The following is a 26,236-nucleotide window of genomic DNA, read 5'->3' as shown; positions in this document are numbered from 1 at the left end:
TCATTAAAAAATGCCTAAGAATTTCTTGTCATATCGCACGCGTATTTCTTTCACACAACCGTTTTGATCTTTGATCAGGTTCACGAGTTCAATCCTGAACCTTTTCTTGCCCCTGATGCGGGAGCAGAAATGACTGAAAGAGTCAGTATCCTTGTCATTCAGCAATACCCTTGCATTCAGGTTGTCGCAGAGGTAGGAAGAGAAGTCACTGGCATTCTTTTGTTTATCCACCACCTGGCTCAGCATGAATTTAAATTCATCGTCTGATACTGAAGGAACCTTAGGTTTCTCTGGCACAGCAGGTGTAGGTGTAGGTTCCGGCGTCTTGTTCTCTTCAGGGAAAGGCATGGGTTTGAAGTCTTCTACATGATGATTGCTCTGAGCAGGGAACACCATGATATGCTTGGTCACCATTTTGCTGCTGTCGCCATTGATAATGAGCGACAAAATGCGTTCACCTGGTGAAGAGAAGGTATAAGTCACCGCGCGGCCCCCGTGTACTTCGGCGCCTCTTTGTAACAGTTGCCACTGCCATGTACGGGCATTGGCGGTACTATTTGTGAATGTGACAGGACGGCCTGCCAGCACTTCTTCAGGACCATCGATAGTGGGGTAGAGATCGGCGGCGGGCGTAGGTGTATTATCTGCCAAAGCATTGATAATAATTATCTCCTGGTGCCAGGTACACTTGCCATGTGATAAGGTGACCATATAGTTGCCGGCTTTGGTAAAAGCATGGTATACCTGCAGCCCTGTAGTGGTGGCTGTAGAATCACCAAAATCCCAGGTGAGCCCGCTCTTGCTGCCGCCGTTAGTAGCAGCCTTAAAGGTGATCACTTCTCCTGTACTGAAAGAAGTATGTTTTCCTGCATTGTTCCGGCTTGCAAGCTCAATGCTGATCTGGCTGCAATCTTCACGTCCGGTAACCTGGAAGGCCAGTACAATGATACTGATGCCCAGTAATGCAAGGAATGTGTACAGTACCATTGGGTCGATATGGTTTGTTATCTTGCTGAATGGTCTATACGTAGTAACTTTTCGCTCATTTGCGGACTTTCTTGGGGTCATAGGTTTCTCGTATTTCTGCAATTTTAAATATTTTTTTAGATAAATTAATAAACTAACTACATTCGTAGTTGAAATTTTAACATTTGAATCCGTTAAATCTGGTGATATTTGTTGGTATGTAACCCTGAAAAATAAGAGATCAAGAAAAACCTAAATTAACCCGTATGGTAAATAATGCCCAAAAAGCCGCGGTGCTGGAAGAAGTGATAGACCATATCAGCAAATTGCATTATGATGTACGTGCCGAAGTAGTAGTGGGAGAGTTGTTGGATAACCATGTGCGTGCCGAAGAAATTGCTGTACAAAATCAAAACGTTTTTGTACGGTCTTTCAATAAAGATATTTTAGATGCTCAACTGGATGATTCGCAACCTTATCATCCATTCATTTCGCTTACCCTCTCCCGTGATGGACTGTACGATCGTTTGCCGGAGGGTATCTTTCACCAGTTCACCCCGCAGCAGCAACAGCGCTCTGTCAGGGAAATGGTGCTCAATTACAAGCGTCAGCAAAAAGAACAACAGGAAGCCAGGAAATTTTTTCGTCCCCTTGAAAATGAATTCTTTCTGCAAAGAGTTTTTCTCGAACAGAAAGAAAAGCATTTACTCTTTGATGCGTTTGGAAAAGATGCAGATGAACTGTTCCTGGCATTCTGGGGCATACGGCCTGATTTGCCTGAACGGGGGCTGAAAAAGCTGGTCAAATTGTTGCCATATATATACCGCATAGCAGGTAATCTTTCTTTGGTACAATTGTACCTGCAATCCATCCTGGATGAGCCGGTAAAGATTGTACAGGAAGATACGCCCACTGCTGTAGAGACAGGCAGCCAGGTACCCCTGGGCGATTCAAGACTGGGGCTGGATGCCATGACAGGTGATCTCTTTTTTACAGATATGCCGGTTTGGAAAATTACCATCGGCCCTCTGCAACAGCACAGGGTACACGACTTTCTCCCCTGGCAACCTTATGGCCGCCTGCTGGAAACTTGTATTAGCTTCCTGGTGCCAGCTGATGTGGAAGTAGAAACTATCCTGGAACCTCACCCTGACGAGAAGAAGGTCGTTATGGCAGATACCCGGGAAAAAGAGGGTTTGGCAGGATACAATTTTTACCTGTAAGCATTAAATGGAACTATTTTTGCATGTAATACATCCTTATGGTGTGATTCCGGGCCCAACGGAGTATTTCCAACCCCTGGTTCATCCAACAGGTTTAACCCTTTCCGAGGAAATAAACTATGATACTAAAAGCTAAGATCTACATTGTACTGGCGGCATTCATGGCTATTGGCTCCCTGATAGTGGGCCTCCTGAGCCGTTACATTAAAAACTTTTCCCTATATAAGAAAAAGGCGCTCTGGTACCTGGCTATCATGGTACTTGTATTTGCTGTTATCAGCTCTATTCCCTTTCTGTTTACACACCAGAATTCCATGAGCCAGTATGTTTTCTACGAAGTGTGGTTCCTGGGGTTGGGCGTGGTACATTGTAACCTCATGTATACCCGCTTCTGGGGCAGTGAAGATTCGTTTGGTTCAGAGCTGGCTTTCATTGTAGCCATCTGGCTATTTGGAGGCATCGGGTTCATCCTGATTCAATGGTTGTTTGTAAAAGGAGAGTTGGTCTTTTACCCGCTGCTTACCTGTATGTTCGCATTTGCATTGCCTACATTTGTGTACAAGACTTTCGAAAAGATGATGGCTATTCCTGCCAAAATTTTCAAGTGGTGGCAATACCCTGCTTACCAGGAATTACCTGAAGTGAATGAAGATGATATGCGCGACCTGATCGTTATTGGTTTCGAACTGGAAAAGAAAGTAACAGATAATGACCGCACTTATTTCCGTGCACGCACACCTATCAAGATGGACCTTGGCGATCTCTTCTATCATTTCATCAACGACTACAACGACCGTTATCCCAATACGCCTATTGACGTAGTGGATGCAAACGGACAACCATATGGCTGGGTATTCCACCTCAAATCAGGCTGGCTGGGTACTGCTAAAACCCTCGATCCTGACAAGGCTGTGTTCATGAATGGCATGCGCGAAAACAGCGTCATTATTTGTAACAGAATTATTATCAATTAATCCCTACATTTTAAATTTATTCATCCATGGCAGAACCGCTCAAATATTTTCCCGTCAACTGGGTTGATGGAATGAAGATAAAGAAGCAGCATTTCGTTGAAACAGAAAACGCAATGCTGGATCAGATAAGGGATGCTATTTCCAGCGGCTTGCATGCGCAGAACTACGGCTTGCTGCCTGCAAAAGCAGAAAGTAAAGAATCGTTACGTTGCTGGTTTGTAACCGACAATCAACAACAATGGAGAGTGAAACTTACCGAATGTCGTGCTGTTACCCCGGGTGGTGCAAGAATTGAAATTCCTGAACACACGGTGCACTCGCTGAAATACGCTACTACTTTTCCGGAAGCTACATTTAACTGGGATCCTCAGCACACAGAAAATGCTTACTACATTCTCATACAGGTAAACCCCTTCAATCGTCAGCCGAGCGGAGAGCCTTTGCTGCATGAAGATCCACCACGCTTACCGTATGCCACACCCGAATATCATTTGTACGTAACACCGGCTTCCCAGTTACCACAGGGCCAACTGGGCAGTTACCAGATGGTACTGGGTCGTATCAACATTGTAGATGGGCGTCCGCAAATGGATGATGATTATATACCACCATGTACGATGGTGTATGCACATCCTGCACTGGCAGACCTGCACCAGGAGCTGGATCAGTTTCTGGGTCAGCTGGAACTCTATGGTGTGCACATTGTACAGAAAATATACGCACGTAATCAGAACAATGACCTGGCACAGGTGGTACTGTACATCACCGAAAGGCTAGTACAATACCTGGGTACACGCATTTCACAGTTCCGTTGGCTAGGTATTTACCAAACACCTGCTGCTATGCTGGAAGTAATAGCGGGCCTGGCACGTACTATGAAAAATGCGATTGACCAGCGTGCAAGTGCAGGGAAAGAAGAATTGCTGAATTACTTTTCAGAATGGTGCGAATTGAAACAGGGTGAGTTGGAAACGCTGATGGTAAATTGTGCAAACATCCGTTACAAACACATAGATGTAAGAGAATGTCTGCAGCCTATGATTCCTTTTGTACGCGCGATCAATAAGTTGTTCGATAGCCTGAGCAGACTGGATTACATCGGTCGTAAGATGGATAGTGGCATCTTCGTAAAAGAAGAATCTGCAGAGGATGCAGAATATTTACGTAAGCATAAAACCAAGAAATGGTTTTTCACAGATTGATCATAATTTTCAACTCAATTTAATATCACATGCGTGTACTGAACAAGCAGGAAAGAATATCCGCTTTTTTATGGTTCCTGTTATTTTTTATCGTTACAGTAGGTCTGTTTGTCCTGGCCGTATTTTTTAATTTCCAGGTGCCAAGCAGGGAGAATGCAGAACTACGCAAGGAGCTGGCTACATTCCGCCAGGAGCAGGCATTTCAGGGAGAGTTTCTGGCCAAGCTGGAAAGAGTGAGAAATAATCTTGACTCTATCAACCTGCCTAACCAGAATGCGAACTATATGGACCAGGTGATTGCACAGGACCTGGTGAGTATGCGTAACTCTATACCTAAGGATGCGGTAACGCACTATGGCTTGTATGCAAACATCATACAGAACTGTCTTTTGTTGCAGCAAAGTAAGCAGCAATTGCGTGGATTATCCAATGCACAACAGAGCATTGCGGAGCTGAAAGAGAAGATCAATGATCTGAACAAAGAGTTGGAAAATGCAAGGAGTGAGCTGGATTACAACAGGCAGTTAATGAGAAGCAGATAATAGTATTATACATATCATTAATGATAAATGATTAAAAATATAATTTGTTAAAAGCACTTGTGAGCTTGGCTATGCGATAAAGAATATTTACTTTTGAGCATCATAAATAAATACATAAATAAGTAGCCCTTAATTGTTAATTCTTTATTGTAAACCTTAAACATTTAACCCATGTCATTCAAATCCGTGTTTGAAGTAGCAGGAAAACAGATGGTTGTAAAACACTGTAGCTACGACCTCACCCAAGAAGTAGATGCAACTGGTCGCCCTTCAGCAATTACCCGCGGTGGCCGCATTCGTTTAACAGTAGAATCTAATGGTGATACCGATTTGTTTGAATGGATGGTAAACAACTTCGAAAGGAAGGATGGTACTATTACATTCTACAAAAGAGATTCTGATGCTAAACTAAAAGCACTCAACTTCAAGGAAGGTTACCTGGTGAAGTTCGAAGAAACCTTCGATGCTGACAACCAGAACCCGATGATGGTTTCATTCACTATCTCTGCCCGTGAAATTGCCATGGGTAACGCATCCCATATTAATGAATGGGTAAAGTAGTGGTATGATTTGCTAAAGAAAATTATGCCCTTTTAAGGAGCCCCTTCGCTGGCGCGGAGGGGCTTTATATTTTTTATGGAAGAGCAATTTCCTTTGCAGCGCATAAAAAAGATTTTTTCCTTGCTGCCGCAGGCCAATCTACTCCCGCCTACTTTCAACCGTATAAACAAAACTATCCGCTCTATAATACCCTAAATTATACTCAATCGGTAAATCATTTTTATCATACACAAACCGCCTCCTAAACAACACCGGACTCCCCGCATCAATTTCTAATTTCCCTGCCAAAAATTTATCCGCCGTCTTTGCACTCACCTCTTCTTTAGACAAAGTAGCAATCACCCCATAATCCTTATCCAGGATATCATACAGCTGCCGCTTAAAATCCTCCTCTCCACTCAACCCAATCCTGGGATGAAACCATGAAATAAAATAAACAAACGGCCCCTCCGGCGTTCCCCGCAATCGTTCTAATTTCAAAATCTTCTGCGTAGCAGGAATCCTGAAAAACTCCACCGCATCACTATCCGGCAATACCCACGTCACATGCAATTCAAAATTGCGCACCTTCAATCCCCTTGCCTGCATCTCCTGCGTAAAGCTAATCCAGTTCTTTGCTTTGGAACTAATCCGCTCCAACTCCGCCACCTTCGTTCCCACACCTTTCTTTCTCACCAGCAAACCCTCATACACCAGCTTATTCAGCGCCTGCCGCAAAGTAGACCTCGATATCGCCAGCTGCTTTGCCAACTCTACCTCGTTCGGCAAAAACTGCCCGCCAGCATATTTCGGATCTTTTATCATATGCCGCAAAAGTTGCTCTGCCTGTATATGTAAAGGAACAGGATTCTGATGATCAATACTTATTTCCATCTACCAAAATTAATCATTATGTTTGTATGTATATACATACTATGAAAAAAAAGGTCCTCATCTTCGTTGCTATCATGCTCGCCGCTCTGACAGCAGGCGCTCAAAACAAACAACTGGCCAATAAAATACTGGCAGATCATCGTCTCGATACCATCCAGGCCCGCGCACTCCGGCTGCTCACCGGTTTCACCGCCGGTACCTCCTACGGCGAAGTCTGGATCAGGGATTTCAACACCTTTATCAATGGCTCCCTTGCCGTTCACGACAAAGATAAGGTCAAAGACATGATCCTCCTGTTCTTCAAAATGCAGGGCAAAGACGGCAATATTGTAGATGGTATGATCCCTAAACAAAAAGCACAGGCAGGTTACGATTACATCTACGCTGACCTTGCTCCGGAATGGGCTGCGCACAAAAACACTGTGGAAACAGACCAGGAATCATCCCTGGTTCAGGCGGTATACAAATACGTCAAACATACCAACGATACAGGTATCCTCCACATTGTCATCGATCACCAAACGGTACTCCAGCGCCTGGATGCCGCATTGCAATATGTACACAAAGCCCGCTGGTCTGAAAAATATAACCTCGTCACCGGCGCCACCACTATCGACTGGGGAGATGTGCAACCTGAAAAAGGCTGGGGAGTGGTGATCAATGACCATACAAAGTGGTGCATCGACATCTATGACAATGCCATGTATGCCATAGCGCTCAGGGAATACGCGGAGTTATCCAACAACAAAACTTACCTTACCCAATACGCCCAACTCAAAGCCAACGTTCGCAAATACCTCTGGCAATCAGGCAAATACTTACCACACCTATACCTGGATGGCAGTCCTTTCTCCCCAGGTTTCAAAGAAGACGAAATACTCTACACCGGTGGATCTGCCTGCGCGATCCTCGCTGGCTTTCATTCTCCCAAAGAGATCACCGGCATCAACCAGCAAATGCTCACTGCTGCCGGCAAAGAGAAATATGCCACCATCGGCATCACCGTTTACCCACCATACCCTGAATAGGAATTTCCCAACATGAAACCATATGTTTACCAGAACGTCGGCGACTGGACCTGGTTTGGCGGCAGAATGGTACAAGCCCTCATTGAATACGGCTTTGCCAAAGAAGCCTACGACGAACTCAGTCCCATGCTGGATCGTGCCCTCAGCCACCAGGGCTTTTATGAATGGTATGATGTGCAAACCGGCGAGCCCAAAGGCTCTGGCGATTTCAGGGGCGAAGCAGGGGTATTGTATGATGCTATCACCCTATTGAGAAACTGGGCAAGGCAGCAAAAATAATTTGCATTCTTCTTAATATGTCTATATGTTTGTACATATGTATACTCGTTTTCTCCTCCTCGCTACGCTGGCTTGTAGTACCCTGCATGCCCAAAGAAAAACATACACGTCTGTAGCTGTAAAGCCTACGGTAGCTTACCTGAACTATCATGGTCATGCTGCACGTATGGCAAGACTGGAATTTCACGAAGGCAAATGTTACGAAGGTGGCAATGTCTACATCCAGTTCAATCAAAAAAGGGATACCATACATATCGCACCTGATACCGCTGGCATCTCAGTATTCGAACTGCCATTACCAGGAGACGAGATCACCAGGGAAACCCAGTTGTATGTAGCATTGGGAGACTACCATGCCTCCTGCATAGTTGCACCGGCAAAGCAGTGGAAAGTGTACATCCTGCCACACTCACATGTAGATGTAGGTTATACAGATGTACAGGAGAAAGTTCTCCGCATCCACATGAACAATATTGACGAAGCCATTAAAATAGCTGAGCGTACACAAAACTATCCCGCAGAAGCCCGTTTTAAATGGAATACAGAGGCGATCTGGGTCGTAGACCACTATTTGTCTGCCGCCAGCGAAACGCAGCGTAACCGCTTCTGGAATGCCGTTAAAAAAGGTTGGATCAATCTCGATGCTGCCTACGGGAATGTAAACACAAGTGCCACCTCCTCCATGCAACTCATGCATATGTTCAGCAAAGGCATCAAACTCGCACATGAACAGGGCATAGATATCCACACCCTATTCCAGGGAGATGTACCCGGCGCCAGCTGGGGTTTAGCCGCGCAGACAGCAGTAACAGGTATCCGTTATTTTCTCGGCGCCCCCAATGCTGGTGACCGCATTGGTAATTCTTACCTGTGGAGAGATCGTCCTTTTTATTGGGTATCTCCCTCCGGCAAAGAAAAACTCCTCTTCTGGCAATGCGCTCCCTACTCCATCGGTTATACACTCAAAGGCAGCAAGATCCCCAACTTTTTCACAGTAGAAGATCCGGTGCCTTTCTATACAGGTCATCCATCAGATAATTTCCTGAATCCCTACCTCTTTGAATACCTCGACAAACTGAAAGGGTTCCCTTACAACATGACCCTGCTTACCTGGGCTATGAGTGACAATGCCCCCATCGATCCTGAATTGCCTGACGCAGTAAAAGCATGGAATGAACGCTATGCCTCACCAAAATTAATCATCACTTCTACTGCACAATTCTTTCACGATGTAGAAGCTGCCTACAAAAATCAATTACCGGAAATAAGTGGCGACTATACAGAATACTGGACAGATGGCATTGGCTCCGGCGCCAAAGAAGCCGCACTCACCCGCAATGCAGCCGATCGTTTACAAACGGCTACTGCCATCAGCACTATTCGTGGTAAACAAATTGAAACAGACAATGTATGGACAGATCTCGTCATGTTCAATGAACATACCTGGGGAGCATGGAATAGTATTTCTGCACCGGCAGATCAGAAAGTAATATCCGAATGGAATTATAAACAAGCCTTTGCACTTCGTGCTGACAGTGCTTCAAAAGCATTACTACAACAAAGCACCCATGATGAAAACATACTACAAAACGCCATCGATGTATACAACACATTATCTGTAACCAGGGATGGCTGGGTAAGGGTAACAGCTGTCGGCGATCTTGTAAAAGATGCCAGCGGCAACGCCGTACCTTCTCAAAGACTCAGCAATGGTGAACTCGCATTTTTAGTAAAAAATCAGGCACCTTTTTCAAAACAAAGATTCACCATACAAAGGGGAAAACCTGCATCCGGAAAAGAGTTAGCGACTGTCGAAAACAATATTATAAAGAATGGTATTTACACCATTGAACTGGATGCTACAACCGGCAATATCATTCGCCTTGAAAAAGAAAATATACAAAACTTCAACCTCGCCGATTCAACAGGCCTGAATATCTACACTTTCAATGATTCACTTGCAGCTGGTCCGGCACATATCACCATCAAAGAAAAAGGACCCTTAGTCGCCAGCCTATTAGTTACAAATAATTACCTTACCCGGGAAATCAGGCTGGTAGCCGGCTTAGACAAAGTTGAAATCATCAACACTATCGATAAACAACCCGCCACCGGCATAGAAAGCATCCGTTTCTTATTCCCCTTCAAACTCGATCAACCTCAGGTAAGATATAATATCCCCTGGGGCAGCATCACTGCCGAAGCAGATCAGTTACCACACGCCAATAGAAACTGGTATACAATACAACGCTGGATAGACGTTTCCAATCATCAGACAGGCATTACTTTGTGCAGTCCGGATGCACCACTCTTTGAAATAGGCAAACACAATAAGGATGGGGATTGGAAATCTTACACTGAACAATCTTCTTATATTGCTTCATGGGTTATGAACAATATCTGGCATACTAATTTCAGAAAAGAACAACCCGGTGTTGCTACCTTTCGTTACGCACTACAGGTGCATGGCAAGTACGATCCATACACTACCAATATCGCAGGCCTGGAAGAAAGTCAACCGCTCATCGCTGCACCTGCCAGCGGTGCGGCGAAGGAACAATTATTTTTCAGGATAAAAACCGGGAATGTATACGTTGAAAATATAAACCCATCGGCAGATGGCAGGGGCGTTATTATGCAACTGGTCAATGCTGCAGATAAACCGGATCAGGTAGAAATTACAAGTGGAAGTATATGGCAGACAAATGTGCTGGAAGAAAACCTGCAAAAATTACAAAACACATTTACTATTCCGGCTAAAGGGGTAATGATGGTCAAAATAATAAAATGAGCTGGCAGCTATAGCTGCCAGCTATGTAATATTAATTCACTGGTACACTCACGTCCAGTTTAATAATATCATCCACCTTACCACCCTTTTCACCCACACCAAAATCACTCCTGTTCACATCAAACTTTCCTTCGAAAGTACCACCACCAGCAGTTTTTACAAATGTAAAAGGAATAGAAAGAGGTCGTTTCACCCCATGCATGGTCAACTCACCTTTCGCCACATACCCACTACCTGATTTTGTAATCTCAGTAGAAGTAAATGCAATAGTCGGGTATTTCTTTGCATCAAACCACTTTTCCCCCTTCGCATGGTTATTCTTCAAACCATTACCTGTATTAATACTGGACACATCAATCGTTACATCAAATTTAGAAGTATTCAGATGTTGCTCATCAAATACCACCTTACCTTTTAAATCTTTGAAAATACCATTGGCGCCTGAAGCAGAAAACTTAACTGCATAACCAGCAGCGATTTTATAATCTGGTCCGGAGAGAACCGTAAATGCCGATGTTACAATAATAATAAGGGCAGTAACAGGTAGAAGGAGTTTTTTCATTGTACTAGAAAATTTTGCTTAAATGTATGCAAAAATAGCTCCAACAAAAACGGCTTTGCCATCAGGCAAAGCCGTTCAAAATATAATCTTCAATACTGTAGCGAAAAGCAAAAATCTTCCAGTCCAAATTTTAAGTCTTTCTTAACTTCAACGACTGTACAAAATGATGATTCCCCTTCTCCAATATCAAACTCGCCCTAAACCTGGTTGGCAATATATTCTGCAATAAATTCGGCTTATTGATCTCATTCCATATCTTCCGCGCTATCTCTTCTGACTCCTGGTCCGTGAGGTGTGCATATCTATGAAAATAAGACTCCGGATTTGTAAACGCCGTCGTCCTCAATGACTTAAACCTTTCTATATACCACTGTTCCAAATCCTTATCCTCTGCGTCCACAAAAATGGAGAAATCAAAAAAGTCAGATACGAATATAGTCGGCTCCGGTGAGCCCTGTGGCCTTGGTCTCACCTGCAATACATTCACTCCTTCTACAATCACAATATCCGGCGATTCTATCCACTGCAAATCATTTGCCAGCACATCGTACTCCAGGTGACTATATAGCGGCGCCGCCACCTTCTCCTTTCCGGATTTCAGGTTTGCGAGGAACTGTACCAATCGTCTGATATCATAGCTCTCCGGGAAACCCTTCCTGTTCATAATGCCCCGCTGTTCCAGAATCCTGTTCGGATACAGGAACCCATCAGTGGTTACCAGGGCTACTCTCGGATGATTGGGCCATGCGGCCAGCAACCTTTGCAGTACACGCGCCGTTGTACTTTTTCCAACCGCTACACTCCCCGCAATTCCAATAATATAAGGCACCTTTGTAACCTTGCTTCCCAAAAAAGTATTCGTTGTTGCATGCAGTTCCTGCGCTGCTGTTACATACAGGTTTAGCAGGCGTGACAGCGGCACATAAATTTGTGCAACTTCTTCCTTTGTTAGCGGCTCATTTAACCCATGTAACTTGTCCAGATCTTTGATCAGGTGTTCCGTGGGTCCATCACTTTTTTTTGCCCATTCTTCACGGGCAATAGTGATATAGGGAGCGTAGTTATTCCGTGTCATTTAGTTTAGATGCTGTTGCCTGTTTATCGATTCCGTTGTTTCAGGGTGCTAAGCTATGTAAACCGTTTTAACATTCAAAAATTCATGTGTGCCTTCCAGGGAAAGTTCCCTGCCATATCCCGACTGCTTCACGCCACCAAAGGGCAAACGGGCATCTGAGCGCACCATGGCATTGATAAATACATTGCCGCTATCGATCTGAGTAGCCAGTTTTCTCGCCTTGTCATGATCGCTGGTCCATAGGGAAGATCCCAGTCCATAAGGGGTCTGGTTCGCCAGTGCAATAGCATGCTGTTCATTATCAGCCTGAATGATAACAGCCAGTGGGCCAAATGTTTCTTCGTCAAAGGCTGTCATACCCGGTTTTACACCGCTGAGCAGGGTAGGAGCGAAGTTCGCACCCGAACGCTGCCCGCCGGTAATCAGTTTTGCACCCTGTTCGATGGTCTGATGTAACTGATGTCCCAGCTCCGTTGCCAGATCAGGACGGGCCATGGGCCCCATATCAATTTGCTGCAAGGTAGGATCTCCCTGGCTCATTTGCTGTATGAGTGTCGTCACCTGTTCCGTAAATGCGTCAGCTATTGACTGGTCTACAATCCAGCGCTTTGCAGCGATGCATGACTGACCGGCGTTCTGAAAACGGGCCTTCACCGCCGTGTGCGCAGCGAGTTCCAGGTTGGCATCTTTCAGTACTATGAAGGGATCGCTGCCCCCCAATTCCAGCACTGTCTTTTTAATATATTTACCTGCCAGGCCTGCTACACTCATACCCGCAGCAGTGCTACCAGTCAGGGTCACACCCTGTACACGGTTGTCGGCAATCAGTGGTTCAATGTGTTTTGAATTCACCAGCACGGATTGAAATACACCGGCTGGAAAGCCGGCATCTAAAAATACCTGTTCTATTGCCAGTGCACAGCCGCTTACATTGCTGGCGTGCTTGAGAATACCGGCGTTTCCCGCCAGTATATTTGGAATAGCAAACCGGAATACCTGCCAGTAAGGGAAGTTCCAGGGCATAATAGCGAGAATAATGCCTTTGGGTTCATAGGCCACATAACTCTGCTGACCGTCAGATTTTATAATTTTCGGGGCCAGCATGCTACCGATATTTTGTACATAATATTCGGCAGAAGTGGCGCATTTCAGTACTTCAGCTTTTGCTTCCTTCAGGGTTTTCCCCATTTCGCGGGTAATGATCGCAGCGTGTTCATCTGCTTTTTCCTTCAGCAGGTCTGCCAGCTTTTGCATCCAGGTACAACGCTGCTCCAACGGTGTCTGCTTCAAAGCCTGATGTGCCTGATGTCCTTTTGCAAGTTTCTGTTCCAGTTCTGATGGTGTGTGCGCTGTATATTCAGCAATGGTTTCCTGTGTGTATGGGTTAATACTCTTGAAGGTACTCATGTGAATAAAGTTTAGATTCCGTAAGGTGTAAAAATAAGGATTATAATTGCTTGAACTGGTCAGGCGTGCAATTATAATACCGCGTAAAACTATTCACAAAAGCATCTACATGACTATACCCTGTTTCATCTGCCACCACCTGCAAATCAACATCCGGCAATGTTAACAATACCGCCGCTTTTTCCAGTCGCCATAAAATCACAAAAGCATCCACACTTGTACCATATAAATATCTGAATCCATATTCCAGTTTCTCCGGCGGGATATCAAATAGCTGGCACAGTTCCGAAGTGTGCACACCGATTGTATTCGCTTTGATGTACGCTTTTGCACTATCAATACTATTCACATCCCTGTTCGTCAATGGCTGATATTCCAATGGCGGATGTTGTAACTGTGCAAAGAAATGCATCAATAACAATTCACATTGCTTGCTGGTATACCTGCTACGTGCATGATCATTGCGTCCTAATGGATTCCGGATCTGATCAAGTAATAACGACATATATGCATCCATTGGAACCGGTGCAGCATTGATCACACCACCTCCTGCCTTCGCTGCAATAGCAGGTTTGATCGTTTGTTCAATAAATGCATTTTCTGCAAATAAAGGCAACTGCGCTTCACTGAATTCTATGTTGAAAAAACAGTGTGTACCCGGATGTATAGACACCGCTTTTTCTTCCTGTGTTACATAAAATAAATTCAGGTCCCCCTGCCGCACATGTTCAGGAGGACCTCCACGCATCCCGGACTGCACATGCAGCGCCGAAAGTGTAACTCCCAGGTGTAAACCTGGTTTATCTACATGGGGGTGAATATCTGTAACCTGTGAAGTGACCGCGTGATGCTGCCAGACCCTGAAAGGGGGAGCTTCCAGCAATTGCTTAAATACAAATACGCGGGCATTGCCATACACCGTTCTTCTTGCATGGGGAACGATATAGGAGTGCATAATTTCGGGAACATTCTCTACCTGGACGAAGTCAGCGAAAATTTGTTGTTCAGCCTGTCTGATTAAATTCATATCAGATATAAGTCGGTTGACTAAAGCCCTTGGTACTCAAAATACTCCCATAAATATGTGAGTAGTAATAGTATGCGCCAAATTGGGTATATTTAGTTAAACATCCAAACCTGTAAATATGTCGACCAAAATCGTGTACTGTATGGCAATACTTTGCCTCTACCTGACTGTATCCCGCGCCCAGCAAAAAGTAACCGGAAAAGTCACAGATGTCACCACCGGCGCACCCCTGGAAGGAATTACTGTGAGGGTCAAACTCAGTAGTTCCGGCACCCTGACCAACAAGTCCGGTGAGTACTCCATTGCTGCCCAGCCCAGCGATGTCCTGGAAGTAAGCGCTATCGGTTTCACCCCACAGGCTGTTGCCATCAATGGCCGCTCAGTGGTCGACGTAAAACTGGCCTCCGCCGTCCAGGAACTCACCCAGATCGTACTGGTAGGCACCCGGGGTACAGGTCGTGCCAAAACGGAAACGCCTGTTCCCGTCGATATCATCCCCATTGCCCAGGCAGCGCTGCCCACTGCCAAAACCGACCTCACAGCCGTCTTAAACATGGCCGCCCCCTCCCTGAACTACAATAAACAAAGCGGGAGTGATGGTGCCGACATGATCGACCTCGCTACCCTCAGGGGCCTCGGTCCTGACCAGACCTTAGTGCTTATAAATGGTAAAAGACGCCACCAGACAGCCTTCGTTGCCGTATACGGTACCCGTGGCCGTGGTAACTCCGGCACTGACCTCAATGCCATTCCCGAAGCCGCCATCGACAGGGTCGAAATCCTCCGCGATGGCGCTTCTGCACAATATGGATCCGATGCCATCGCAGGGGTGATCAACATCATCCTTAAAAAAGATGTGAACCACCTCAATGTTACTGCAGGTTACGCCGGTTATTACGACCATAAGTACAATACCTGGTTTGGCCGCAAACAATCCCAATACCAGTACGGTGTACCCATTGATGGCAACACCGGTACCCTGGGCCTCAGTTATGGCCTTCCTTTGGGTAAAAACGGCGGTTTCCTCAACTTCTCGGGCAACTTCCTCATCCAGGGTAAAACCTACCGGCAGGACCTGGATACGAACCTGAATCACAAAGATGGACTACCTGTAAACAGTGTAAGAAGAGGGGCCGGCGATGGCTCCCGCGTAAATGGTGGTGGTATGATCAACCTGGAAGTGCCTTTTGGTACAGGAAAGACCTCCCTCTATGCATTTGGCGGATATAACTATAAGAGCTCTGATGCCTTTGCTTATTCCCGTTCTTTTGCGGGGCACCCCGATCGTTTCCCTACAGATAATAACGGAAACCTGATCTTCCACAAAGACATTATGTATGCTGTACCGGGTGACACCATTTTCGATCCGCACATCCAGACCCATGTCAGTGATGTCTCTGCTGCCGTAGGGGTGAAAGGAGAATTTGGAGAAGGCTGGACCTGGGATGTGAGCAATACCCTGGGCAGAAATAATTTCCATTTTTATGGGGATAAGACCTTCAATGCCTCTTTGGGGGCAAACACGCCTACACATTTCGATGATGGTGGTTTCTCTTTTTTACAAAACACTACCAATGTGACCTTTACCAAAGCTATTAACACATTGAACCTCGCCTTTGGTGCAGAATACCGCTACGAAAGGTATAGCATCTACGCCGGCGAAGAAGCTTCTTATACCAACTACGATCCCACTTTCTTTAAAGCCACCGGCTCCCAGGGTTTCCCTGGTTATCGCCCCAGCGACGAGGTAGCGGCCAATCGCAGTAATGTGGCCGCCTATGTAGACGCAGAATGGGATGTGACCAAAAAATGGCTGGTAGGTGCCGCTGTGAGGGCAGAGAACTATTCTGACTTTGGTTTCACCACCAATTTCAAACTGGCCACCCGCTATAAGATTACCAGCGATTTCAATATCCGTGCCTCTGTAAGCACAGGTTTCAGGGCTCCTTCCCTGCAGCAGATCAACTACAGTTCCCAGTACACCAACGTACAGGGCGGCCTTATTTCCGAAGTGAAAATTGCGCCTAACTACGACCCTATCACAAGAGCAGCGGGCATTCCTGATCTGAAGCAGGAAAAGTCAATCAACGCCAGCCTTGGTTTCACCTGGAAACCATTGCCTGTACTGACGGTAACCGTAGATGGATATTATGTAAAAGTAAAAGACCGTATCGTACTCTCCGGTCAGTTCAGCGCCAGCGATACCACCCTCGATGAGGAAGTATACAACACGCTGAATGAGCTACACATCGACAATGCACAGTTCTTTGCAAATGCGGTAAACACGACCAACTATGGTGTAGACCTGGTGGTAGATTACAATAAACGCTGGAGCAATCAGCATTTCCGTGGATTATTCACCGGTAATATCCAGCACATGAACATCGACAAGATCAATGTGCCAGCTAAGTTGAATGACACATATGTGCACCGTCAATCATTCTTCAGCGACCGTGAACAGCGCTTTGTAAAAGCTTCTGCACCACCGGTGAAAATGGGTTTGAACCTGGAATATGGTATCAATAAAATAAGCGTAGGTTCACACCTCACATACTTTGGTAAAGTAGAACTATTTGGGTACGGTTATTCAGGCGACCTGGCTGGTACCGGTATCAACCCGATCGTAGAATTGGATGAAGGTGGTAAGACGGTCCCTGAATTATTTGTGTATAAGGGCAAGGTAGTCACCGATGTATATGTGAGTTATAAATTCAACCGGCATATCAATTGGTTTGTAGGTGTGGATAACCTCTTTAATGTACATCCTGATTTAGGGTATGTAAAAGGGGCCAAGCTGTCTGCCTTTGATGGAGAGGCAGGGGGCGCCTGGGATCCGGTGCAGATGGGTGTAAATGGAATGCGGTTATTTACGAGAGTGGTACTTGATTTTTAAAAATAGAAAGAGGGTGCATCATTTATAAATGAACTTCCCGGGAATTGCATAAAAGACTATCTGTTTCCGGCAGGTACCCGAATTAAAAGAGCCCGTATCTTACATTTGATACGGGCTCTTTCTATAAAACAGTAACAGCTCCCAAAAGGAGCTGTTGCATGACTTTATTGTACTTTAGATACTTTGATAGTATTCGTTGGCAGGTGTTCTGCTACTGGTGTAGAACCGGTGTTCACCACGATATCATCAGTTTTCAGGTATCCTTTATTTTTCAGGATGGCGATCTGATCGTTGATAATGTTGTCCAGGCCAATTTCTTCATTATAATAGAAGGCACGTACACCCCAGCTCAGGCTCAGCTGATTCACCAAAGTCTTTTCTTTAGTAAATACGAACAGTGGAGAGCGTGGACGGTAGCTGCTCAGCATAAAGCCGGTGTAACCGCTCTGGGTCATACCAACCAGTGCATTTGCTTCCAGGTCTTCAGCCATTTTACATGCATTGTAGCAGAGAGCATCGCTGATGAAGGTAGGAGAGTGGCGATGCGGGATCAGGTTACGGTTGTAGATGATTTCTTCTTTCTCAACTTCACCGATGATTTTACGCATAGTCTGAATAACCAGTTCAGGGAACTGACCAGTTGCAGTTTCACCGCTCAGCATCACGGCATCAGCACCTTCCAGTACCGCGTTAGCTACGTCAGTGATTTCGCTACGGTTAGGGCGGGTACGGTCTATCATGGATTCCATCATCTGGGTAGCCACGATAACCGGCTTAGCACGGTGAATACATTTGCGGATAATATCTTTCTGGATCATAGGGATCTGCTCTACCGGCAGTTCCACACCCAGGTCACCACGGGCGATCATTACGCCGTCGCTTTCCCAGATAATTTCTTTCAGGTTTGCAATAGCCTCGGGCTTTTCGATCTTGGAGATCACCTTGATCTTAGAGTTACGCTCTTTCAGGCGTTTGCGAATCAGTTGCAGGTCAGCAGCATCTCTTACAAATGACAGGGCCACCCAGTCACAATTGTGGTCGATGATGAATTCCAGGTCTTCCACATCTTTTGGAGTCAGCGCTGGCAGGGATACCTTGGTATCTGGCAGGTTGAAACCTTTTTTGGAAGACAGTACACCTGGCAGGGTTACTTCAGCTTTGATTTCACCAGCAGGGGTGATTTCTTTTACTACAGTTTCGATTTTACCGTCGTCCAGCAGGATTTTCTGGCCTGGTTTTACATCTTTATGCAGGTCTGCATAAGATACATATATTCTTTCAGCGGTACCAACTACCTTCTCATTTACGAAAGTAAGGATCTGACCGGGAGTCAGCGGCAGCGCATTGTTTGCGATTTCACCTACGCGCAGTTTAGGACCTTGCAGGTCAGCCAGGATGGCTACGTTGTAAGATTCAACTTCGTTAATGCGGCGGATGTGCTCAATGATGCGCAGCTTGTCTTCGTGAGAGCCATGTGAAAAGTTCAGACGGAACACGTTTACGCCAGCCTTTACCAGTGCCAGCAATTTTTCGTAAGTGTCGCATGCCGGTCCTACTGTGGCTACTATCTTCGTTTTGTGTTTAGATATATCTTGTGTACTCATAGCTCTTATTTTAACTCGCAAGTATTTTTACAATTTTAAACCATTCCGGATCGATATGTTCTTTGGCTTTGATGGCCTGTTCCAGAGGTGTATAATGGATTTTGTTGTTTACAATTCCAACCATAACATTGGAAGTGCCATTCAACAGCGCTTCAACAGCTGCATACCCCATACGGCTGGCCAGGATACGGTCCTGGCAGGTAGGGCTGCCGCCACGCTGAATATGTCCGAGGATGGTTACGCGGGTATCCAGTTGAGGACATTGTTCCTTAATCTGGCGTGCTACCGCTTCTGCACCGCCAGCAGCAGAACCTTCTGCTACTACGATGATGTTCACTAATTTCTTGCGGCGTTCGTTAGCCTGCAGTTCCAAGATAATGTCCTGCACATCAATAATGTGCTCAGGAGTCATAATGTGCTCAGCACCAGTGGAAATACCACTGTGGAGGGCTATATAACCAGCATCACGCCCCATCACTTCTATGATAAATAAACGGTCGTGTGCATCTGCTGTATCACGGATCTTGTCGATCGCGTCTACTGCAGTATTCACAGCAGTATCAAATCCGATGGTAAAATCTGAACCGGCAATGTCTTTGTCAATTGTGCCAGGCAGGCCAATGCATGGAATGTCGTATTCCTGGCTCAACTTGTACGCTCCATTGAAAGAACCGTCACCTCCGATCACTACCAGGCCGTCGATGTTGTGTTTCTTTAAATTTTCGTAGGCTTTCTTACGGCCTTCGGCTTCGTAAAACTCTTTACAACGGGCCGTTTTTAGGATTGTACCACCGCGCTGTATAATGTTGGCAACAGATTTAGACTCCAAAGGAAAGATTTCGTTCTTCAACATTCCCCTGTAACCATACATGACACCAAAAACATTCAGCTGATTGTAAATTCCCGTTCTTACAACCGCACGAACGGCAGCATTCATGCCCGGCGCGTCTCCGCCTGATGTAAGGACCGCAATGTTGTTAACTTTTTTCATAGTTATGTTATATTTCCCTCTCTACGTTGTTTTATATAGGAATTCCCCTGACGTTGAACCTGTTCACCCAGTTTATACCCCAAATGTGTCATAGTGGTATACCCCGAATATTCTAACAATCTCTTTCCGCACGTCCTCTTCTTTTCCCTGATTATCACATTCCTTATGCATAAATTGCCGAAAAAATATTTAATTGGCGCACAAAAATAACATTTTGGATATTCTTTCTAATAGTATTCTGATGAATTAAAGAAAATTTTCAATTTCAGTTAACCAATAGAGTATTTTTTTAAAAAAATATACATATGTATAATTTAAATGCAATAATGCAACGTCTGCCTGCTTTTATTTTCACTTTTATTAATTCCTCATTGCTGCTTACGACTATGACAACAGCTCAAGCCCAATCCCAACAGCCTGGCATCGTTTATCCGCAAACCCGGAAGACCGAAGTGACCGATAACTACCACGGTACTACTATTGCCGACCCTTACCGCTGGCTCGAAGACGATAACAGTCCCGAAACCAAAGAATGGGTGAAAGAACAAAACACCGTCACCCAGGAATATCTTGCAAAGATACCTTTCCGCGACTCGATAAAAAATCGTCTGGAAGTGTTATGGAATTATCCAAAAACAGGTGCACCAGATCATAGAGGTAACTATTTGTACTTCTATAAAAATGATGGATTGCAGAACCAATCTGTACTGTACAGGCAGTCTACCACCCCGGGTGCTACCCCCGAAGTCTTTATCGACCCGAATAAACTCTCTGCCGATGGTACAACAGCTTTAGGCACCGTACAGTTTTCCAAAGATGGAAAATATGCCGCCTATGTAATTTCAAAGGCTGGTTCCGACTGGCAGCAGGCCCATGTAATGGACGTAGCTACCAAAACTTTGCTCCCCGATAGCCTGAACTGGCTCAAGTTCAGTGGTCTCTCCTGGAGAGGTGATGGCTTTTATTATAGTCGCTATGACGAACCTACCGAAGCCAGCAAACTCTCTAAGAAGAACGAATTCCATAAAATTTACTATCACAAGGTAGGGACTTCTCAGGATAAGGATGTACTGATTCACGCTGATTCAGATCACCCACTTCGCAATTTTCAGGCAACTGTAACCGAGGATGAGCGGTTTGTGCTCTTAAACGCGTCAGAAGGGACTTCCGGCAATGAGATATGGTTCTGGGACATGAAAAATCCTGACCAAAAGGAGTTCAAATTACTGATCAAAGGGTTCGATTATGAACCAAATGTAATAGACAATGACGGCGATAAGCTGCTCGTGATCACTAATGAAGGGGCACCTAATTATAAAGTAGAGCTGATCGATACTAAAAATCCACAGGGTTCCCGCACTCTCATCATCCCTGAGCGAAAGGAAACCCTGGTACATGTGGGCACCGGTGGGGGAAAACTCTTTGCCGTATACCTGCAGGATGCTGCTAACCGGGTATACCAGTTGGATTATGCCGGTCACCTGGAAAGGGAAATCAAACTCCCGGGTATTGGTAGTGCAGCTGGATTTGGGGGTAAAAAGGAAGACAAGGAATTCTATTACACCTTTAATTCATATGTGACACCCGCCCTGGTATATAAATATGAAATACCAACCGGTAAGTCTGCCATCTATTTCAAACCTGAGCTGAAATTCGATCCTTCCCAGTACGAAACCAAACAGGTCTTCTTTAATAGTAAAGATGGTACCCGCATCCCTATATTCCTTTCTTATAAAAAAGGAATCAAACTGAATGGCAACAATCCTGTTTTCCTGTACGGATATGGGGGATTCAATATACCGCTCACACCGAGTTTCAGTGTATCTAACCTCTTCTTCATGGAGCAGGGCGGCATCTTTGCACAGGTGACCCTGCGTGGTGGGGCGGAGTATGGCGAGGATTGGCACAAGGCAGGTATGCTGGAAAAGAAACAGAATGTATTTGACGACTTTATTGGCGCAGCTGAGTTCCTGATCAAAGAAAAATATACCAGTACATCTAAACTGGCGGTACATGGCCGTTCAAATGGTGGCCTGCTGATTGGTGCGGTAATGACACAACGCCCGGATCTGTTCAGGGTAGCAATACCTACAGTAGGGGTGCTGGATATGCTGCGTTACCAGCACTTTACTATTGGATGGGCATGGGGTGTGGAATATGGCACCAGTGATAAGGAAGACCAGTTCAGGTACCTGATCAGATACTCACCACTGCACAACCTGAAACCAGGTACGTCTTACCCGGCTACACTGGTGACTACAGGGGATCATGACGATAGGGTAGTGCCCGCACACTCATTCAAATTTGCAGCTACACTGCAGGCAGATAATGCCGGGCCTAACCCAACGCTTATACGTATCGATACCCAGGCCGGCCACGGAGCTGGTAAGCCAACAGGCAAGCTGATAGAGGAATCTGCGGATATCTGGGCTTTCGTTATGTATAACTTAGGCATGCATTTCAAAAATTAAATTATCGGGCCTTCGCCTCTCTAAAAAAACGCTGATGCCAGGGGTATCAGCGTTTTTTTTAGAACAAACTCTTTTCTTCGTAATTTTAGCAAAAGGCATAATTATGAAGGTATTAATCACAGGCAGTAACGGATTATTGGGCCAGCACCTCATCCCCCTCTTCTTACAGGACTCCCGCTACGAAGTCATCGCCACCGGCAGAGGCGCCAATCGCCTCCCCAAGCAGGAAGGGTATCGCTACGAGCCGGCAAACCTCAGGGATTCTTCCAGCGTTAATCAGTTACTACAGAAGCATCAGCCAGATATCGTTATCCACGCGGCTGCCATGACCCAGGTAGATGATTGCGAAAGAAACAAAGATGCCTGTTGGGATTGTAATGTCAATGCGACCCGTTACCTCATCCAGGCCGCAGAAAAAACCAAAAGCTTTTTCATCTTTCTCTCCACTGACTTTGTATTCGACGGCTTAGAAGGCCCCTACGCAGAAGAAGATGCTGTAAACCCCCTCAGTTATTATGGCGCTACCAAAGTAGCCGCAGAAAGGCTTGTCCAGAATAGTCAACTGGCATGGTCCATCGTGCGTACTGTACTGGTATACGGCGTAGCCGCAGACCCCAAGCGCAGTAACATTATCACATGGGTAAAAACGAACCTGGAACAGGGAAAGAAACTGAAAGTGGTAGACGATCAATGGCGTACACCTACGCTGGTACAGGATCTGGCAGCCGGTTGTAAGCTGGTAGCCGATAAAAAGGCAGGCGGTATCTTCCACATTTCAGGTGGTGAAACCCTGACCCCTTACCAGATGGCCGTGCAGACAGCAGGCTATTTCCAGTTAAATCCCCAATTGTTGGAAAAAGTAGACGCCAAAACCTTTACACAGCCGGCTAAGCGCCCTGCCAAGACAGGTTTCGTGATTGATAAGGCAGTACAGGAACTGGGCTACCGGCCACACAGCTTTGAAGAGGGATTACAGATAGTAGCAAAAGAAATATAAGGTCCTAGAATACAACAGGACGTTTCGGTACCCCAAAGAATTTCTGGATAGAATCTTTTGACTTCGTTGTATCGGCCAATGGGGTGTTGAAAGGAACTAACAATCTGTAAATATTGGTATCCCTGGAATCTGCCAGGAGCGTTACATAACTCCAGCCTTGTTTATGACGAATATTAAGCCTTCTGGTTGCTTCCTTGAGGCCCTTAATTTCTTCAACCACCACATAATAGGTATTATTGGCAGGCGTAGCAGCTGCCGCTGCCTGTTGCTGACTACTGTCTGTACGGGCAGTGGAATCCTGCAGGAGCGTGGTATCTACCGCAGCGGGGGTACTCCTGTCTGCAGTGATCACCGGCTCCTGGCTATCGCGTGGTTGCCTCGCCATCAGCCACCACACCAGGCTTGTGGTCAGCACAGCAGCTACAGGTACAGCCACCCACCACCAGCGGAAGGAAGAACGTTCCTGCTCGGGGTAAGGAGGATAATCTGTATTCGCCATATATCCGGGATTGGGCTTTGCATTTTCTGAAGAGGCAGACAAATGGTTCACCACCTGTTTGTTTACAAACTCCTTGTCGCCGATGGTCACACGGTGACTTACATCTGTCCTGATCACGGGTTGTACCATCAGGGTTTCCAGCTCTATTGGCAGGTATTCTGCGATAAAGATAACCTGCCCTGCCATATCGGTCTTTAACTGTCCTACGCCCGGAATGGCGAAGGTCTGGCCCGATTTGAGCAGTGCATGCACCTCATCCACATATTTCTCCATCTTCATCCGGGCAATGTTGTGGACCAGGTGCTCCCGCTGGGAAATCCATTTCACCAGTTGCTCTTCATCTCCCCAGGTATCTTCAAACCGGATCACCTCCTGGGGTGGTTCCAGGGTCTTGGTCGTCACATTATAACGTGCTGGAATATGTTGCACTGAAAAAATGCCTGTTTTGGGGAGAATACAAGGTTCCTTCCGGAACAAAGTGTCCTGTATGTATTGCTGTAGTACCAATTTTTATAAAAAATATTCCTTAGTAAAATGACTCTCTCTATCAATTAGTATGCCTGTGTTTGCTATCCTTCCCGTGGGAGAAGGATAGCCGCACAAAATGCAATGGTACGATTTTAAAATTTAATCATTACGCCACCTACTATGTTGAAACCGTAGGTGTTATAACCATACCAGCGCTGGTAGCGGGTATTGAACAGATTATTGGCGTTCACCCACAGGTTGAAGTTCTTGCCAATGTCGTAGCTGGCGCCTGCATTCAGGTCCCAACCGCTCTTGGTCTTCTGGAAATCGCCGTTTGCCAGGTAGTAGCTGCTGCCCAGGAAGAACATATTTGCATTCAGGTGCAGTTTCCTTGCAAAAGTATATTGTGCGAACGCTTCGGTCTGGAATGGCACCAGTCCCCATGGTTTTACTTCAGTTTTCTGTTTGGTATAATTGAACCAGTCTACTGTAAAGCGCAGCTGGAACTTCTCTTCCTGGATATAACCTACTTCTGCATGCAGGTTGAAGGCCCGCAGTTCAGCTTCGTTCCTGGAGTAGAACGTCTTCCCATCCAGGCTATCATTTACAAACAGCGGCAGGTTGTACCAGGTCACTGCTGCAAACTTGGTGTTGTAGTTGAAGTGGCTGCCCAGGGTACCTTTAATACCGGTATATTTCTCTTCCACACGGGTATTGAGAATGCCGCTGCCATAGCTGGTGAAGAACGGATTCGTATTTGTCATGTTGCGGTAGCTGTTCTTATTGATATAAGATATCCAGCCACTGCTCAGGATGACTTTTTTGTAAATGATGTGTGACTCGTTCACGATGTCTGGCAACAGGTAAAACTTGCTATTGGTCCAGGTCGGGTTCACACCGGCATGCAATACAAATCTTGGTTTGATAATTTCCAGTGCCGGATGAATTGCTACTACGTTGTTATTAAACTGTGCACTGTCTTTTGCTTTGAAAGAAGACAGGTCAAACACACCTTCCACACGCAGGAAGATATCTTCGAACAGTTGCTTGCTCACAGGGGCTTTCAGGATCACGGTCGGCTCTTTGCGGTTGTAAGCATCGCTATAGTAAATGAACTTTGCAGAGGGCTGGAACATAAACGCCCAGTCATTCTGCGGCCTGTTTTTCACACCCACCTGTGCGGTAAACTGGTTGAAGGTCTGCTTTACATCGCTCTTGCTATAGTCGTACAAAGTATGGTCATATCCATAATAATGTAACTGGTTGCGGTCATAACCTACACTACCATTGATCTCGAGAATAGGGGAGAAGTAAGTACCGGATGCCAGTACGTTGAGTGTACTGTAATCCTGGTTCTTGATATTCCCCTTGGAAGAAGTGTAGTTACCATAAATCCCGAAGTTGTACTTGTCCTGCCTGCCACTACCAAAGCCTGCCTGGATGAGTGGTGTGCTCAGGTTACCAAAACCGGCTTTGATAAAGTTGTTCTGCAGGGTTTGCAGCGTATCCTTACCCAGGGCCAGTGGTTTCAGGGGTACTGGCTGGTAGAGGAAGGAAAGGTTCAGCGCAGGTACCTGGTACTGGTATTTAGGATGCGTGGTGTCAGAAGCCGGCAGGGAAGCTGTCAGGTTCAGTTTTGCCGCATCCCGCAGTTTTGGGCGGTAATTTGAGATGATATCAATCGTTTCCTGTTTCAGGTTTTTGTCCTGGGCAATACCCTGCTGTGCCAGCATTACTGCGCCTGTAACTGTTAAAACCCGTTGAATATGTTTGATATATGCGTTCATGCTATAATCGTAGTTC

21 protein-coding genes are annotated in these 26,236 nt (G+C 45.8%); 11 read left to right on the top strand and 10 right to left on the bottom strand.

Annotation, left to right across the window (positions count from 1 at the left end; genetic code table 11):
• Positions 1 to 3 precede the first annotated feature (3 nt).
• Positions 4 to 1,068 (bottom strand): PKD domain-containing protein, encoded by a 1,065-nt coding sequence (locus ABDW16_RS18980; protein WP_343671916.1) that lies wholly within the window; start codon positions 1,066 to 1,068, stop codon positions 4 to 6.
• A 164-nt stretch (positions 1,069 to 1,232) separates the two neighbouring features.
• On the opposite strand from ABDW16_RS18980, the gene ABDW16_RS18975 reads away from it, so the two are divergent.
• The 5 genes from ABDW16_RS18975 to tssD all read left to right on the top strand — a co-directional run bounded on the left by ABDW16_RS18975 (position 1,233) and on the right by tssD (position 5,468).
• Positions 1,233 to 2,189, top strand: a complete 957-nt coding sequence (locus tag ABDW16_RS18975) for a type VI secretion system baseplate subunit TssG (RefSeq protein ID WP_343671915.1) — start codon at positions 1,233 to 1,235, stop codon at positions 2,187 to 2,189.
• Between the two features lie 119 nt (positions 2,190 to 2,308).
• Positions 2,309 to 3,163: a TssN family type VI secretion system protein gene (locus tag ABDW16_RS18970; RefSeq protein WP_343671914.1), complete on the top strand. Its 855-nt coding sequence runs from the start codon at positions 2,309 to 2,311 to the stop codon at positions 3,161 to 3,163.
• A gap of 26 nt (positions 3,164 to 3,189) precedes the next feature.
• A complete protein-coding gene (locus ABDW16_RS18965; RefSeq protein WP_343671913.1) occupies positions 3,190 to 4,365 on the top strand; it encodes a hypothetical protein in 1,176 nt (391 codons plus the stop codon).
• A gap of 29 nt (positions 4,366 to 4,394) precedes the next feature.
• Positions 4,395 to 4,907, top strand: a complete 513-nt coding sequence (gene tssO / locus ABDW16_RS18960; RefSeq protein WP_343671912.1) for a type VI secretion system TssO — start codon at positions 4,395 to 4,397, stop codon at positions 4,905 to 4,907.
• A gap of 171 nt (positions 4,908 to 5,078) precedes the next feature.
• On the top strand, positions 5,079 to 5,468 hold the full coding sequence (tssD, locus tag ABDW16_RS18955) for a type VI secretion system tube protein TssD (protein WP_343671910.1): 390 nt from the start codon (positions 5,079 to 5,081) through the stop codon (positions 5,466 to 5,468).
• Positions 5,469 to 5,606: 138 nt separating this feature from the next.
• Here tssD and ABDW16_RS18950 read toward each other — a convergent pair whose 3' ends face one another.
• On the bottom strand, positions 5,607 to 6,341 hold the full coding sequence (locus ABDW16_RS18950; RefSeq protein WP_343671908.1) for a GntR family transcriptional regulator: 735 nt from the start codon (positions 6,339 to 6,341) through the stop codon (positions 5,607 to 5,609).
• Between the two features lie 41 nt (positions 6,342 to 6,382).
• Here ABDW16_RS18950 and ABDW16_RS18945 point away from each other — a divergent pair, with 41 nt between their 5' ends.
• From ABDW16_RS18945 to ABDW16_RS18935, 3 genes are read left to right on the top strand one after another with little or no spacing between them, the layout of a single operon-like run.
• Complete coding sequence (locus ABDW16_RS18945) at positions 6,383 to 7,369, top strand: hypothetical protein (protein WP_343671906.1); 987 nt, start codon at positions 6,383 to 6,385, stop codon at positions 7,367 to 7,369.
• A 12-nt stretch (positions 7,370 to 7,381) separates the two neighbouring features.
• The gene (locus tag ABDW16_RS18940; RefSeq protein ID WP_343671905.1) at positions 7,382 to 7,648 is read left to right on the top strand and encodes a hypothetical protein; all 267 of its coding nucleotides are present in this window, start codon (positions 7,382 to 7,384) and stop codon (positions 7,646 to 7,648) included.
• A gap of 37 nt (positions 7,649 to 7,685) precedes the next feature.
• The gene (locus ABDW16_RS18935; RefSeq protein WP_343671904.1) at positions 7,686 to 10,439 is read left to right on the top strand and encodes a glycoside hydrolase family 38 C-terminal domain-containing protein; all 2,754 of its coding nucleotides are present in this window, start codon (positions 7,686 to 7,688) and stop codon (positions 10,437 to 10,439) included.
• A 31-nt stretch (positions 10,440 to 10,470) separates the two neighbouring features.
• On the opposite strand, the gene ABDW16_RS18930 is transcribed toward ABDW16_RS18935, so the two are convergent.
• The 4 genes from ABDW16_RS18930 to ABDW16_RS18915 form a co-directional block, all read right to left on the bottom strand.
• Positions 10,471 to 11,001 (bottom strand): YceI family protein, encoded by a 531-nt coding sequence (locus ABDW16_RS18930; RefSeq protein ID WP_343671903.1) that lies wholly within the window; start codon positions 10,999 to 11,001, stop codon positions 10,471 to 10,473.
• A 130-nt stretch (positions 11,002 to 11,131) separates the two neighbouring features.
• On the bottom strand, positions 11,132 to 12,076 hold the full coding sequence (coaA, locus tag ABDW16_RS18925; RefSeq protein ID WP_343671901.1) for a type I pantothenate kinase: 945 nt from the start codon (positions 12,074 to 12,076) through the stop codon (positions 11,132 to 11,134).
• A gap of 48 nt (positions 12,077 to 12,124) precedes the next feature.
• Positions 12,125 to 13,483 carry an NAD-dependent succinate-semialdehyde dehydrogenase gene (locus ABDW16_RS18920; protein ID WP_343671899.1) on the bottom strand — a complete coding sequence of 453 codons (1,359 nt, stop codon included), beginning with the start codon at positions 13,481 to 13,483 and terminating at the stop codon, positions 12,125 to 12,127.
• 40 nt (positions 13,484 to 13,523) lie between these two features.
• Positions 13,524 to 14,510, bottom strand: a complete 987-nt coding sequence (locus tag ABDW16_RS18915; RefSeq protein WP_343671898.1) for an AraC family transcriptional regulator — start codon at positions 14,508 to 14,510, stop codon at positions 13,524 to 13,526.
• Positions 14,511 to 14,652: 142 nt separating this feature from the next.
• Between ABDW16_RS18915 and ABDW16_RS18910 the strand changes: the two genes are divergently transcribed.
• On the top strand, positions 14,653 to 17,403 hold the full coding sequence (locus tag ABDW16_RS18910) for a TonB-dependent receptor (RefSeq protein ID WP_343671896.1): 2,751 nt from the start codon (positions 14,653 to 14,655) through the stop codon (positions 17,401 to 17,403).
• A 164-nt stretch (positions 17,404 to 17,567) separates the two neighbouring features.
• On the opposite strand, the gene pyk is transcribed toward ABDW16_RS18910, so the two are convergent.
• A complete protein-coding gene (gene pyk / locus ABDW16_RS18905; protein WP_343671895.1) occupies positions 17,568 to 19,007 on the bottom strand; it encodes a pyruvate kinase in 1,440 nt (479 codons plus the stop codon).
• A 10-nt stretch (positions 19,008 to 19,017) separates the two neighbouring features.
• Positions 19,018 to 19,998 (bottom strand): 6-phosphofructokinase, encoded by a 981-nt coding sequence (gene pfkA / locus ABDW16_RS18900; protein ID WP_343671893.1) that lies wholly within the window; start codon positions 19,996 to 19,998, stop codon positions 19,018 to 19,020.
• A 386-nt stretch (positions 19,999 to 20,384) separates the two neighbouring features.
• On the opposite strand from pfkA, the gene ABDW16_RS18895 reads away from it, so the two are divergent.
• Both ABDW16_RS18895 and ABDW16_RS18890 read left to right on the top strand, forming a co-directional pair.
• Positions 20,385 to 22,469: a prolyl oligopeptidase family serine peptidase gene (locus ABDW16_RS18895; protein ID WP_343671891.1), complete on the top strand. Its 2,085-nt coding sequence runs from the start codon at positions 20,385 to 20,387 to the stop codon at positions 22,467 to 22,469.
• A 103-nt stretch (positions 22,470 to 22,572) separates the two neighbouring features.
• Positions 22,573 to 23,466, top strand: a complete 894-nt coding sequence (locus ABDW16_RS18890; RefSeq protein WP_343671889.1) for an SDR family oxidoreductase — start codon at positions 22,573 to 22,575, stop codon at positions 23,464 to 23,466.
• Positions 23,467 to 23,470: 4 nt separating this feature from the next.
• Here ABDW16_RS18890 and ABDW16_RS18885 read toward each other — a convergent pair whose 3' ends face one another.
• Positions 23,471 to 24,472 carry a hypothetical protein gene (locus tag ABDW16_RS18885; protein ID WP_343671888.1) on the bottom strand — a complete coding sequence of 334 codons (1,002 nt, stop codon included), beginning with the start codon at positions 24,470 to 24,472 and terminating at the stop codon, positions 23,471 to 23,473.
• A gap of 113 nt (positions 24,473 to 24,585) precedes the next feature.
• Positions 24,586 to 26,220, bottom strand: a complete 1,635-nt coding sequence (locus tag ABDW16_RS18880; protein WP_343671887.1) for a hypothetical protein — start codon at positions 26,218 to 26,220, stop codon at positions 24,586 to 24,588.
• Positions 26,221 to 26,236: the final 16 nt, after the last annotated feature.

Origin of the sequence: Chitinophaga sp. (assembly GCF_039596135.1) — a bacterium.
Lineage (GTDB): Bacteria > Bacteroidota > Bacteroidia > Chitinophagales > Chitinophagaceae > Chitinophaga.
The sequence above is the reverse complement of the archived record's forward strand: the minus strand, read 5'-3'. Positions and strand labels throughout refer to the sequence as shown.